This window comes from Sporosarcina sp. SAFN-015 (genome assembly GCF_051966875.1).
GTDB lineage: Bacteria > Bacillota > Bacilli > Bacillales_A > Planococcaceae > Sporosarcina.
On the sequence record NZ_JBQCKP010000005.1, the window covers coordinates 82775 to 95588 of the forward strand.

General features: G+C 38.1%; 12 protein-coding genes. 2 read left to right on the forward strand and 10 right to left on the reverse strand.

Going from position 1 to position 12814, the window contains the following annotated elements:
* Nucleotides 1–12: 12 nt before the first annotated feature.
* From ACTHPA_RS10565 to ACTHPA_RS10595, 7 genes are all read right to left on the reverse strand, one after another.
* Nucleotides 13–1026 carry an NAD-dependent epimerase gene (locus ACTHPA_RS10565; protein ID WP_440500202.1) on the reverse strand — a complete coding sequence of 338 codons (1014 nt, stop codon included), beginning with the start codon at nucleotides 1024–1026 and terminating at the stop codon, nucleotides 13–15.
* Nucleotides 1023–2849 (reverse strand): asparagine synthase (glutamine-hydrolyzing), encoded by a 1827-nt coding sequence (gene asnB / locus ACTHPA_RS10570; protein ID WP_440500203.1) that lies wholly within the window; start codon nucleotides 2847–2849, stop codon nucleotides 1023–1025. The genes ACTHPA_RS10565 and asnB overlap by 4 nt, the downstream gene beginning before the upstream one ends.
* Nucleotides 2850–2875: 26 nt before the next feature.
* Entirely contained in the window at nucleotides 2876–4072 is a 1197-nt protein-coding gene (locus tag ACTHPA_RS10575) for a hypothetical protein (protein WP_440500205.1), read from the reverse strand.
* Between the two features lie 84 nt (nucleotides 4073–4156).
* Nucleotides 4157–5965: a polysaccharide biosynthesis protein gene (locus tag ACTHPA_RS10580; RefSeq protein ID WP_440500386.1), complete on the reverse strand. Its 1809-nt coding sequence runs from the start codon at nucleotides 5963–5965 to the stop codon at nucleotides 4157–4159.
* 141 nt (nucleotides 5966–6106) lie between these two features.
* Complete coding sequence (locus ACTHPA_RS10585) at nucleotides 6107–6859, reverse strand: tyrosine-protein phosphatase (protein ID WP_440500206.1); 753 nt, start codon at nucleotides 6857–6859, stop codon at nucleotides 6107–6109.
* 44 nt (nucleotides 6860–6903) lie between these two features.
* Entirely contained in the window at nucleotides 6904–7611 is a 708-nt protein-coding gene (locus tag ACTHPA_RS10590; RefSeq protein ID WP_440500208.1) for a CpsD/CapB family tyrosine-protein kinase, read from the reverse strand.
* A gap of 4 nt (nucleotides 7612–7615) precedes the next feature.
* Nucleotides 7616–8356, reverse strand: coding sequence for a YveK family protein (locus ACTHPA_RS10595; protein ID WP_440500209.1), 741 nt, complete (start codon nucleotides 8354–8356; stop codon nucleotides 7616–7618).
* Nucleotides 8357–8712: 356 nt separating this feature from the next.
* Here ACTHPA_RS10595 and ACTHPA_RS10600 point away from each other — a divergent pair, with 356 nt between their 5' ends.
* Nucleotides 8713–9684 carry an arsenic resistance protein gene (locus tag ACTHPA_RS10600; RefSeq protein WP_440500210.1) on the forward strand — a complete coding sequence of 324 codons (972 nt, stop codon included), beginning with the start codon at nucleotides 8713–8715 and terminating at the stop codon, nucleotides 9682–9684.
* Nucleotides 9685–9753: 69 nt separating this feature from the next.
* Here ACTHPA_RS10600 and ACTHPA_RS10605 read toward each other — a convergent pair whose 3' ends face one another.
* Both ACTHPA_RS10605 and ACTHPA_RS10610 read right to left on the reverse strand, forming a co-directional pair.
* Nucleotides 9754–10080 (reverse strand): four-helix bundle copper-binding protein, encoded by a 327-nt coding sequence (locus tag ACTHPA_RS10605; RefSeq protein WP_440500211.1) that lies wholly within the window; start codon nucleotides 10078–10080, stop codon nucleotides 9754–9756.
* Between the two features lie 133 nt (nucleotides 10081–10213).
* Nucleotides 10214–11032 (reverse strand): ZIP family metal transporter, encoded by an 819-nt coding sequence (locus ACTHPA_RS10610; protein WP_440500212.1) that lies wholly within the window; start codon nucleotides 11030–11032, stop codon nucleotides 10214–10216.
* Nucleotides 11033–11221: 189 nt separating this feature from the next.
* Between ACTHPA_RS10610 and ACTHPA_RS10615 the strand changes: the two genes are divergently transcribed.
* Complete coding sequence (locus ACTHPA_RS10615; protein ID WP_440500213.1) at nucleotides 11222–11863, forward strand: hypothetical protein; 642 nt, start codon at nucleotides 11222–11224, stop codon at nucleotides 11861–11863.
* Between the two features lie 62 nt (nucleotides 11864–11925).
* Here the strand turns inward: ACTHPA_RS10615 and ACTHPA_RS10620 are convergent, their stop codons facing one another.
* The gene (locus ACTHPA_RS10620) at nucleotides 11926–12792 is read right to left on the reverse strand and encodes a GNAT family N-acetyltransferase (RefSeq protein ID WP_440500214.1); all 867 of its coding nucleotides are present in this window, start codon (nucleotides 12790–12792) and stop codon (nucleotides 11926–11928) included.
* Between the last annotated feature and the right edge of the window lie 22 nt (nucleotides 12793–12814).

The following is a 12814-nucleotide window of genomic DNA, read 5'->3' on the forward strand; positions in this document are numbered from 1 at the left end:
CAGACGACCCTTTCACAACTTTATTTGATAATACGCCAAATACCAGTCAACAAATTTGTCGACGCCATCTTTGATGGATGTTTTTGGTTTGAAATCGATTTCTTGATATAAGTCATCGACATTTGCGTAAGTGGCAGGGACATCCCCCTCCTGCAATGGCATGAAGTTCTTTACCGCTACTTTTCCTAGCTTTTCTTCAATAGCAGAAATGAAGTCCATTAAGTTCACCGGGCTACTATTTCCAATGTTGTAGACTCGGTAAGGGGCATAGCTCGTGCCGGGATCCGGATTTTCCCCGGACCAATTCGGATTAGGCATGGCGGGCTTATGAAGAAGACGGGAAATGGATTCTACAATGTCATCTACGTATGTGAAATCGCGCATCATGTTTCCATTGTTATATATATCGATCGGCTTTCCTTCAATAATATTTTTCGTAAACTTGAAGAGAGCCATATCCGGACGCCCCCACGGTCCGTATACCGTAAAGAACCGAAGACCCGTCGTCGGTAATTTGTAAAGGCTGCTATACGTATGCGCCATCAGTTCATTCGCTTTCTTAGTCGCCGCGTATAAACTGAGAGGATGATCGATCGTATCGTGCACGGAGAATGGCAATGTTGTATTGGCACCATAAACGGAGCTGGACGATGCATATATCAATTGCTTCACCTTATGCTGACGACACATTTCCAACACATTGATAAAGCCGACGATATTCGAATCGATGTAGACATAAGGATTCTCAATGCTATATCTCACACCTGCTTGTGCAGCTAAATTAATAACGATATCGATTTCATTTTCACTAAATACCGTTTGAACTTTCTCCCGGTCTACTAAATCAGTATGGTAGAACTTGAAACACTTATGATGAATGAGTTTTTCTAGCCTTGCTTCCTTTAATGAAGTTTCATAATAATTGTTCATGTTGTCTACACCAACGACTTCAAGACCCATGGATAACAATTTTTCCGATAAATGAAAGCCTATAAAACCGGATGAACCTGTAATCAATACCTTCATTTTTCTCCTCCCTCAATATGTCTAAGGAAGTTTTCATACCATTTGTGTAAAACAATAAGACTCCATATAAGGTTGGCGTGATTTTTTTTACTCTTCATATGCTCTTCAATGATGATTTCAACGATATGGAAATGAACGAGGTTTGCCTTTTCTACTTTTTCTTTAGACAGAGAGGTAACTACCAACTCTTTTAGTTCATTCTTGAACCATTCAGTTAAAGGGATTTCAAATCCCCTCTTTTTGGCAGTAAGTATATCCTTGGGGAGTAAGTCCGAAAACGTCTCTTTCAGTATGATTTTCCCTTGCGCGCCTCGCTTTTTGTATTTCAAAGGAATTTCATACGCCAATTCCACTACTTGATGATCGAGAAAAGGTGAACGTATATCTAACCCATTTATTTTACTCATTCGGTCGGTCTTTACGAGCATGTCATTTGGTAAAGCGAATTTGAAATCGGTGTACATCATCCGATTTACTGGCTCATTCGTGTTTAAATACTGAAAGTAATGAAGCAACTGTTGATCCACATTGAATCTATTGGAAGATTTATTTTTAACTAATCGAGAAATCTCGTCTTGGCCGTATGATTCCATTAGATTAACATGCATTTGAAAGGTTTCGGTCGTAGCGCTTCTGACGAACTTCTTCGCTTTCATGGCGAATGAAGTAATTGGATTTCTTTTGTCTTCAGGAATTAAACGCAATGGAGCTTCAATGATCTTCTCTCTAATCAGCTTTGGAATTTTATAATACAGCTGCTGATAATAGACACTTGTGTATTTATTATAACCGGCAAATAACTCATCCCCACCATCGCCACTTAAAGCGATAGAACTATGATTTTTAGTTAGCCGGGAAACGTAGTACGTTGGAATAGCGGAGGAATCGGCAAAGGGCTCTTCCATTTTTCCTATAATTGTTTCTATGACTTCCTGTAAATCATTAAATTCGATAAATAGTTCATGATGAGTAGTATTATGCAGTTTTGAAACTTGCTTCGCTAAAGCTGACTCATCGTATTGTTTTTGATTTTTATAGCCAATCGTAAACGTATTGAGAGGATTCTTTGACTGTTCAGCCATCAAACCTACAACAATACTTGAGTCAATGCCTCCGCTTAAAAATGCGCCAGCAGCTTCTTCGCTCTCCATACGTTCTTTAACAGAGCTAGTTAACGTCTCCCTTAACCTTTTTTGAATAGATTGATAAGAATCATCTATTTCAGCAATATCTTGTTTTATGTCCCAATATTTCATTGCTTTCAAAGTATCTTTTTCTAAAGAATAAGTAATATAATGTCCCGGCATTAATTGAAAGACATTCTCAAATATTGTTATTGGCTGCGGGATATAATAAAAACGCAAAAAACTCTCTACTGCTTCGAAATTGATTTCTTGCTTGTTATCAGCTAGTATTTTTTTCAAATTTGAGCCAAATAGCAACTTATCATGCCCATTACAATAATAGTATGGTTTTTTACCTACTCTATCTCTTACCATGACTAATTCCTTTTTAGCTTCATCCCAAATTGCAATGGCAAACGAACCATGCAAATAATTCATGAAGCGTTCACCGTATTGTTCATACATGGTAAGGATCAATTCAGAATCAGTATTGGTTTTAAATTGATGATTGTCATTTTCAAATTTCTTCTTTAGCTCTTGAGCATTGTATATTTTTCCGGTAAATCTAATTGTTTTAGAATTCGTTTTATAAAAAGTCGATTGTTCAGCCACAGCATGTAGTAGTTCATTGTCCTGAAACTGTAATTCAGCGCTTAATTTATTTAAAACTCCAGTAAAACCACACATTACTAAGCCCATCCCTCCCCAAGCAATTAGAGTGCACGCTAGCCAATTTCGTTCCCTACATTGGATGGTATCAATTCCTGCTTTTGACTATTCAACAATAGAATAAATAGGACAAACCAGAATATCGGTTGCCTCATTACATTGTGAAAGTTAGAAAAAAATAATACTTGTAATAATAAAATAAGGTAATATAGATTATTTCGTGAATTAATAGTCGCCCAAAAGAATAGTAGTAGAATAATTATTAATCCAAGTAGACCTAACATAGAAATTAAATCGATTAACGTATTATGTGCTTCCACTCCTTCGAAAGGAGAAGTTAAGCCAGATTGTGATTTAGTTCCATTTCCAATTAAAGGTGATCCAGCGAATGCTTTTATTCCGTTTTCCCATAAGATATATCTTATAGACGATTGATTGCTTACTTCGTTAAACGAATTTGATACACTTTTAACAATATCTAATGATATTTTCAGCATACTTACAAGAAATGAAAGGACGAAAATATTTATGATCACTTTTACATTTTTTTTAAATTTCATCGCCTTGAAGAAAATAACGTAACAATATATAAGAAGTGATACGATCCAAGTCAATATTAAGGCATCGCTTTCTATTTTTAATCCGACCCAGACAGCTGCGACTATATTTAGAAATCCTAGGTAAACCGGTATTTTTTTACTGTTCATTAAATATAAAGAGATAATTGGAAGGAGTAGGGTCAATATTGCTAATTGATTGGGGTTAAGTGAAAGTCCACTAAATCTTGTCGAGTAATAATAAAGGAAATCTATATAGAAGATTTTACGAATGAACAATATATACAATAAGCAGCAATAAATATATACTTGCGAAAAAATATAAAAAAATAGAGCGGCTTTTGTTAATACGTCTTGATAATCAGGTAAATGTACTACGAGAATGATTAAAACGATTGGTAGTAAAAATGCAATTGTATCCCTAAAGTCTATAATTTCAATTGATCCTTTGAACGCGCCGAAAAGATTTGAAATGAAAGCCAATAATATAAATGAATATAAAAGAGAAACAAGTTTAATACTTTTTTCAGTTACATATATTTTTTGGTTGTATGCCAGTTGAATGACCAGCATGATTACCGTAATTGTTAATAACAATTCACCTATTCCAACAGGTCCAAAAAACCTTACTTTCGTAAAGGATGTAGAGCTCAATGCAACACCAAGAAGGATGGGGATCATTTTGTTCGAATTCATTATTATCTCCTTCGTATAGTCGAATGATAATAATCTAAACTTCATGAATACTATATTCTGTCCCATTCAATATTAAAATATATTTCATGCTACAGATGTTTTGCGGTTAGCTACTTCAATTAACGTCTTCGTCATTTCATCTACCGGCATATCCAAAAGTTTTTCAAGTATGCTGTTCATTTCTTCCTTGCTTATCGGTGCTGATTTTCCTACATAAATTTTAGGGAAGATTTGATTGGTTTGAATCTCGTCTTCATTCAGAAGCTCTTCAAAAAGTTTTTCGCCTGGACGAATTCCAGAGAAAACTATTTCTATTTCATCTTCGCTATACCCCGATAGTTTAATTAAGTTTTTTGCCAAATCGATTATTTTTACCGGTTCGCCCATGTCGAGTACAAACACCTCTCCCTTCATAGCAAGCGTACCAGCCTGAATGACAAGCTGAGAAGCCTCTGGTATTGTCATAAAATATCTTGTCATCTCGGGGTCTGTGACAGTAATCGGGCCGCCTTCTTTAATCTGTTCTCTAAACAGTGGGACTACACTTCCTCGAGACCCTAACACATTCCCAAAACGCACTGCAGCAAACTTCGTTTTGCTTTCTTTCGCAAGGTTCTGCACAATTATTTCAGCGAACCGTTTCGACGCACCCATGACATTCGTAGGATTAACTGCTTTGTCCGTAGAGACCATGACAAAATACGTGACGTCATACGCGTCTGCCGCTTCGGCGATATTTTTCGTACCGAATATGTTATTTTTGACGGCTTCCTTTGGATTTGCTTCCATCAAAGGGACATGTTTATATGCTGCCGCATGATAGATAACATCCGGCTTAAACTCACTGACTATTTCTAAGATCCTCAAACGGTCTTTAATATCAGCAATAATCGGGATAATTTTTGTATGAACATCCACATTCTTTCGTAATTCCATATCTATGTTGTAAATTGAATTTTCACCATGACCTATAAGTATGATACTTTTAGGCTTGAATTTACTTACTTGCCGGCAAATTTCAGACCCTATTGACCCTCCCGCGCCTGTGATAAGAATTGTTTTATTTGCAAGCTTTTCTTCAATTGCTTTCAAATCAAGCTCAACTTCTTCTCTACCGAGGAGATCTTCTATTTTTACGTCACGCATGTCAGTGACAGAAACTTTTCCCGTCATCAAATCCTCGATACGTGGGATTGTCATTGTCTTTACTCCCGTTTCAATACACCGTTTTGAAAGGCTCACCATATTCTGTTTTGATAAGGATGGAATAGCAATAACAATTTTTTCAATATCATATTCTTTTACGAGCTTCGGAATATCCATTGTGCCGCTTGCAACTTTCACTCCATAAATCTCTAATCCGGTTTTAGATCGATTATCATCAACGAATAGTACAGGTTTCATTCCTGATTCGGGATTCTGGAGGACTTGGCGAGCTATCATTGTCCCTGCCTTCCCTGCTCCGACAATCATTACGCGGGTTGCCTCAATGTTCTTTTGTCGATTTACCGTTTCACTCATGAGTCTAATAGATAATCTCGATCCTCCGATTAAAAGAATATGCAGCATCCATGTGAGAATGAGCGCTCTATAAGATACGTTATACATGAGGACAAGTTGGACGACCATGACAACTGTTATAGTCAACGTTACTGCCTTGAAGATCGAATTCAGTTCACCAGTCGACGCGTAGGACCAGGCTTTTCTATAAAGCCCAAACTTCCACGCAAAGTAATGATGTGCAATTTGAATTGTGATGACGCATATGAAGAGCACTTTATTAGTAAATACATTGATGTGCGGATACAAGATGAAATACCCGACATAGATCGAAAATAGAACAATAAGGGAATCGATAATTGCGAGTATACTCATTCTCATTTTCATTTTCATTAACACGAGGGCCCCTCCCACTCCTTCCCAACCCAACTATGTAAATAGTAAGCGTCGCAGTCAAATGACGTCTTTACATAATTGTCTCCTTTCCAGAATACTCGCTAGACTTGAAAGTAACTGGGGCTTAGCTCATTGATTTCACCATTTTTTTTTCACTGGAATTTCCGGGTCTAGAACAATGAACGCGTCGTCTTTTAAAATACGCTCGTTATTTTCTAATAAAATGTCAATACTATCGTGTTTTTTCTTTTTTTCTAGATAGCGAAGTCCTTCATTGAACAATAACGGCCTCGCCTTTGTATCATGAACATCCGATCCATATGTATGAATTAGATTTGCTTCGACAAGTTGAATTGAAAGTCGTTGAACTCTTTTCCCGAAATGACCTGATAGGCTTCCTGCATTCACCTGTGCAAATGCTCCAAGTCGAATCAACCGCTCGAGTCGCGCGGGTTTCTGAGCAATGGCACTGTTCCGTTCAGGGTGTGCAATAATTGGTATAGTGTTATATTCAAGCATCGATTGTATGACTCTTTCTATATAAAGTGGAATAGATTGTGACGGCAGTTCGAGTAGTAAATAACGTGACCCTGCAAGCGTCATCGCTTCACCCTCTATTATTTTTTCTATGACGTTTTCATGAAGTCGCACTTCTTGTCCGGTGTGAAGTTTGATTGGATATTTCCCTGCACGCAGACTATCTGTAAGAAGTCGAATTTGACCTTCGATCTCTTTTTTGGGGACATGGTAATGAGGACTGAATGCATGCGGTGTTGCAATCATATCTGTAATTCCTTCTTTCACTGCTTTTTCCACAATACGTATTGTATCCTCAATTGTTTTTGGTCCATCGTCTACACCAAACAAAACGTGACAGTGCATATCAATCATTTGTCTCTCCTTCCTAGCAGTAAAAGAGTATAAATTGATACTTCCTATTCCCCCTTAACACCATTGTAATTATAATAATAATGGCCCTTTTCAAGTTTATAATTGTTCAATATGACTCCTAAGACATTCGCCTTGGAAGTTTCTAGCAATCCCTTCGCCTTTTTAACGTCGTTTTTCTCGGTTTTTCCAGAACTAACGACTAAAATTGTTCCATCACATTTGTTTGAAAGAATTTGTGCGTCAGCAACTAAAAGAATTGGCGGTGCGTCGATAATAATAATGTCATACTTTGATTTCATTTCAGTGATAAGATCATCCATTGTACTTGATCCAAGGAGTTCGGCGGGATTGATTGGCATCGTCCCACAAGTGACAAGTTCCAGCCCTTTGAATTGGGTTCTTTTGATAACCTCATTTAGTCCCCCTTGTCTTTTTAAAACATGGGATAGACCAGGCGAAATTGTTGTTCTAAACGTATAATGTGTCGTTGGTTTTCTCATATCTGCATCGACTAACAATACTTTCTTTCCGGCTTGAGCGAAAACTATCGCGACATTTGCTGCCATTGTCGACTTTCCTTCCCCGGAAGAAGTAGAGGTAAAAAGAAGGGTTTTTATTTTTTTATCCGGCATTAAAAAAATAATATTCTCTCGGATCATTCGGAATTGCTCTAAAGAGAGAGACTTAGAGACATCTCTACCAACAAGTTTACGTGAAGCTGTTCGACTGTTCTTCTTTCTCTTTTTAAACATCCTACTATCCCCTTCTCCATATACGACCTAATACCCCTTTTATCCTATTGGGTTCCGTTTCCGCAATCGGACTTACAATCCCAATAACGGGAAGACCTAATAATTCTTCAATATCCTGCTCTGTTTTAACGGTCATATCCAAATAATTAAGGAGAAACGCCATTCCGACTCCAATCATTAATCCACTGACAGCCGCGATTGTCATATTCAGCAACGGATTTGGCTTTGCGGGTATTGGATTCTCGAGATAGACCGCCGGCGAGAGGACATACACATTATTAACGTTCAATAATAGTTGGATTTCCTCTTGGAGAACTTCTACAATCGTATTGGCTATATCTACCGATCTATAAGGTTCTTGATCGTTGACACTTATTTTAATAACTTGGGAATCTTGTGTAGTTTCTACTTTAATCTTTTTTTCAAGTAAAGCCGGAGTTGTATCCAGTTCCAAAATATCAATGACTTTCGAAAGAATTGCAGGGCTTTTGATAATGACGATATATGTATTTATAAGTTGAATATTCGTCTGAATGTCTTGAGCACTAACTTGGAATTGTTCTGTCTGCTTCTGATTTATAAGTATTTGTGTTGATGCTTTGTAAGTAGGGGTCAAGAAAAAGTAACTTATGACTCCAGTTATGGCCATTGCAAATAGGGCGGTACCGATAATGAATATAAACCGCTTTCTAACTACTTTGATCAAATCATGTAAGCTGATCGTTTCTTGCATAGGCTTACTCATCCCCTTTACAGCGAATTGTCACAGTTATCCAGATTTCTATAGTTCTTTAAATTTATTATTCTCAAGTCCTTCAATTCAAATCTATATATTTATCCTATGCAGTAACAAAATAATATAGTTCCAATATCATCACGCGGAAAAATCTATGATATTGAATTGACGCGCACAGTTATTATATGCAATCGAGCCCAATTCGGTTAAAACTCTCTTAGGAACTAAACACGAAAAAATTTTCCCAAGCACGAAAAAAGCACGAACCTTGATCGTTACAATCGAATCTTTGGAATGCTACTATAGTGAAGTGTGGATGTACTACGAGAAATTATGGATTGGAACATACCGGAGGGTTTGCTGAAATGATGACGCGAGAAAAATTAGAAGAAGGACAAATAATACTGTATGCAATAGTTATAATGGTTGCTGCCGGATTAGGTTTGTTCGCACCTGACTTCGCTGGTCGATTGGATACTACGATTACTGTAGTCATTGGTATATTGATGTATAGTATGTTTTCTCAAATTCCTTTTGCATCTTTGAAAAACCCATTTGAGAACCGCCGTTTTATTGGAGCTTTACTTACTGTTAACTATATGGCGGTGCCTATTGTCGTATGGCTATTAACCAAGTTATTACCGGATTATCCGCCATTATTGCTTGCCGTTTATTTAGTTTTGTTAACTCCTTGCATTGATTATGTTATTGTTTTTACGGCTCTCGGTCGGGGAAATGAAAAGTTATTGCTGATGGCGACTCCTATTCTTTTCGTCACCCAAATGATCCTACTACCTTTATATTTATCGTTGTTTATGGGAAGGAAAGCGGTAGGAATCGTGGAAGTGGGACCATTTCTTGAAGCATTTTTCGGGTTAATTGTCATCCCTTTAGGAATTGCAATAGTGATCCAGTTGTATTCAAAAAACGCAAGAATCGGAGCTAACATTATTGATTTCTCCTCATGGCTTCCAGTTCCTTTTATGGCTCTTACCTTACTTGTTATTGTAGCTTCACAAATAGGGAAACTTTATGTATACATAGATGTAATTAGTAAGGTGATTCCGATTTATATCGCTTTTATGATCATTATGCCTGTCATCTCTCGAATCATCGTAATGTTATTTAAGCTTGAGATTAAAACAGGACGCGCGCTAATTTTTAGCGGAGCTACTCGTAATTCACTTGTTGTCCTTCCTTTTGCATTGGCATTGCCTGATAATGTAAGTTCGTTAGTTGTAGCCCTAATTGTAACCCAAACAATTGTGGAGCTAATCGGTTCACTTATTTATATTCGCGTCATCCCAAATTTACTTTTGCGTGATAAAACGATATAGATACATATATTATAAAATGGAACCTTTCTGGAAATAGTTTCGATACTCCAGAAAAGTTCCATAGTTTTTTTATGCTGCTGCTTTACGGCAGGCGTCTGCACATTTCCGGCAAGCTTCAGCACAACGCTTACAATGTTCATGTTCATGCTTCGCACATTCTTCAGCACACTGTTCACACACATCTGCACAGAGATTTAAAATCTGATTTGTGAAAGGACTGTTCCGCGTGATCGCTTGTACAGCAAATGCGCAAATATCCGCACATTCACGGTCCAATCGGATACATTCAGCCATCATCTTGACGTCTTCTTCTTTTAAGCATGCGTCAAAACATGTATTGCATGCTTTTAGACATTCTTGAATTACTTTGAGACACTCCTCGTATTTCTTGTCCATGTTACTCCCTCCTTCTCTATTTACGGTCAGTTTTATTTTCCCTTAATTGAAATTTTAAATCGTATATATGAAAACAAATAATAAAACAGCCAGTGGTATCATTCACACTGGCTGTACTTTTGTAGTTTTATTCTTATCCAAATGCGACGTCTAATATCATCATTACAGCAAATCCAAGCATTAAACAAAGCGATGCTAGATCCTTATTGCCATTTTCCTGCGAACCTGGGATGACCTCTTCCACAACGACGAAGATCATTGCGCCCGCAGCAAAACTTAAGGCGAATGGAAGAAGTGGCTGCATCGTTGTCACTGCAAGTACACCAATCACAGCGGCTATCGGTTCAACCGCTCCTGAGAATTGTCCGTAAAAGAAACTTTTCCGGCGAGACATCCCGTCTCGGCGAAGCGGCATCGAAACAGCTGTCCCTTCTGGAAGGTTTTGAATCCCTATTCCAATTGCTAAAGCAATTGCAGCTGCCATTGTAGCGGACGGCATTCCAGCCGCTACTGCACCGAATGCTACACCAACCGCGAGACCTTCAGGTATATTATGCAAAGTGATGGCGAAGACAAGAAGTGTGCTTCGTCGCTTGCTGGCAGGATTTATGCCTTCTGCATCTTTCATGGAAGAGCTTGGATGCAAGTGAGGAATGATTTTATCCGCCACTCCTAGAAAAAGGCCACCCAATAAAAAGCCGACAACTGCAGGAAACCAAGATGGAAACGAACTATTAGCCTCGGCCATTTCGATAGCGGGCGCTAGCAACGACCAAAAGCTGGCCGCAATCATTACGCCGCCCGCAAATCCCAGCATACCATCCATTAACTTCTGGTTAACTTTCTTGGTCGTAAAGACCAAAGCAGCCCCGATAGCAGTCATCCCCCATGTGAACAATGTGGCGATCAATGCTTGATAGACTGGACTTAGCCCTAAAAAATAATCCATCATATCTATTCTCCTTACTTCTTACTGTCATATCGATAGTGCTATTATATGTCTAATGTTTCCCTTGTGCAACATTATAATTTCAAGTAGGTTTAATCGAAATAATATTATTCACGAAACATTGCGTGGTATGATGGAGGAATGGATGTACGCATGCCGCGATTACATCATGATGTTAAGGAGTGAAGAGCAGTGGACAACAAAGAACAACAAATCTTTGATTATTATTACAGAAAGTTTGCAGATAGGAAGTTTGACGAAAAAGATCTTTTAAGCTTTCTTCTATTTGTAAAAGATGATGCACAAGACAATAAAGTAATTAAAGAACTGGGAGATTTTATTGTACATAGAGAAAATTGTACGGGTCATGTGAAATCGTTCTTCGATGAGTGCAAGCAAATAATAAATAATCTAGGCAAAGGTAAAAAGCAAAAAATCGAGAATATGTTTTCCTTTAAAGAAATTCGGAATGGCTTCAATACATTATTCACTGAACAAGGTCTGGAAAAACTGCCTCCCGAAGTTATAAATGATTTCATCTTATGCATTATTTCATTGCTGCAAAACGTTAAATTGCTATCGGAAAGCGGAAAGAAGGAAGTTGGCCACTTAAGCTTTGCAGCTTCCAGTAAAGAATTGTTTTTAATGGGTAATATGAAAGTGTTGCATAAAGGGCGATTCATACCTGTAACTTTCCCGGTTTTATCTGTAAGAAACATGTACGAAAAAATTAAGCCGCAAGACGGAAGTGACACACCTTATCTATTTGACCATGCAACCATTGAAGTAATCAACAACGACGGTGAAATGATAATTACTTTTCCTGAACTGTAATTCTAACCGGTGCCTATGCACAAGCACGATGCCCAGGCACCGGTACAATTCGACTCGTTAATTTAGAAAGTTTTCGTCATGAAAACTTGAGATATTGGCGTATTTTCAAAACCGCTTTCAAGCAAATAGGAAACAACACGACCATTCCCTGTTAGGAAGTTATAAGTTGTGCGATTAATCGGTTGGTCATATTCCAAAGCGTGAGCAAGAAGTTTGTTGAAAGCATCTTTATTCCCATTTTCCTTCACTTGAAATAATGTAATGCTTTCCGCCTCAGTGTCAAACACACATTTTTTCCGTATGAGACAAGCTGCCTGTACTTCCCCATTCTTAGTAATTAGAACAGCTTCCCCACCTACTTTCGGAGTATTACTCGCATCCGTTTGCCAAGGGACAATAGTTGGAAATAAATCTGAGCCAATCGATTGGGCAGCCGGAATTCTTACCATTTCATAACCATCAAGATCCGGCAGTTGACTATTTAGAACCCCGTTTGCCCGTAAAAAGAGCAAATCATCCTCAACTTTGTAACCACATTTTTCATATAAAGAGATAGCTGGCTTGTTTTCAGAAAGCGCCTCTAACGTCGCTACAGAAACATTATTTTCCTTTAAGAGTTTTTCCGCTTCCTCCATCAAGGGAATCCCCAGCTTCCTCCCCCTGTATTCTGGAATAATACCTGTTCCACCATTCCAGGATATCTTTTGACCATCGACATCTCTTATCCCTTGGAGCACAAAACCGAATGGGACTGCTCCATCATACGCAACGATTGATTGTGCCGGAGAGAGTCCATCACTTCCGAAACGGCCAACGAAAGTATCAAACGGTAAATTCATTGGCATTACATAACCTTCAAACCCTCGGTTAAACAGAGCATGCGCTTCCTCAAAGGTCATAGCAGACATCAATTTATACGAAATACTCATGACTTGCCCTCACTTTACAATG

Coding starts and splice junctions, on each gene's coding strand:
- ACTHPA_RS10605 (WP_440500211.1), bottom strand. CDS start 10,080: ATGGACAAGAAATACGAGGAGTGTCTCAAAGTAATTCAAGAATGTCTA.
- asnB (WP_440500203.1), bottom strand. CDS start 2,849: ATGGGCTTAGTAATGTGTGGTTTTACTGGAGTTTTAAATAAATTAAGC.
- ACTHPA_RS10595 (WP_440500209.1), bottom strand. CDS start 8,356: ATGAGTAAGCCTATGCAAGAAACGATCAGCTTACATGATTTGATCAAA.
- ACTHPA_RS10575 (WP_440500205.1), bottom strand. CDS start 4,072: ATGAATTCGAACAAAATGATCCCCATCCTTCTTGGTGTTGCATTGAGC.
- ACTHPA_RS10580 (WP_440500386.1), bottom strand. CDS start 5,965: ATGAAAATGAAAATGAGAATGAGTATACTCGCAATTATCGATTCCCTT.
- ACTHPA_RS10610 (WP_440500212.1), bottom strand. CDS start 11,032: ATGATGGATTATTTTTTAGGGCTAAGTCCAGTCTATCAAGCATTGATC.
- ACTHPA_RS10600 (WP_440500210.1), top strand. CDS start 8,713: ATGATGACGCGAGAAAAATTAGAAGAAGGACAAATAATACTGTATGCA.
- ACTHPA_RS10565 (WP_440500202.1), bottom strand. CDS start 1,026: ATGAAGGTATTGATTACAGGTTCATCCGGTTTTATAGGCTTTCATTTA.
- ACTHPA_RS10590 (WP_440500208.1), bottom strand. CDS start 7,611: ATGTTTAAAAAGAGAAAGAAGAACAGTCGAACAGCTTCACGTAAACTT.
- ACTHPA_RS10620 (WP_440500214.1), bottom strand. CDS start 12,792: ATGAGTATTTCGTATAAATTGATGTCTGCTATGACCTTTGAGGAAGCG.
- ACTHPA_RS10585 (WP_440500206.1), bottom strand. CDS start 6,859: ATGATTGATATGCACTGTCACGTTTTGTTTGGTGTAGACGATGGACCA.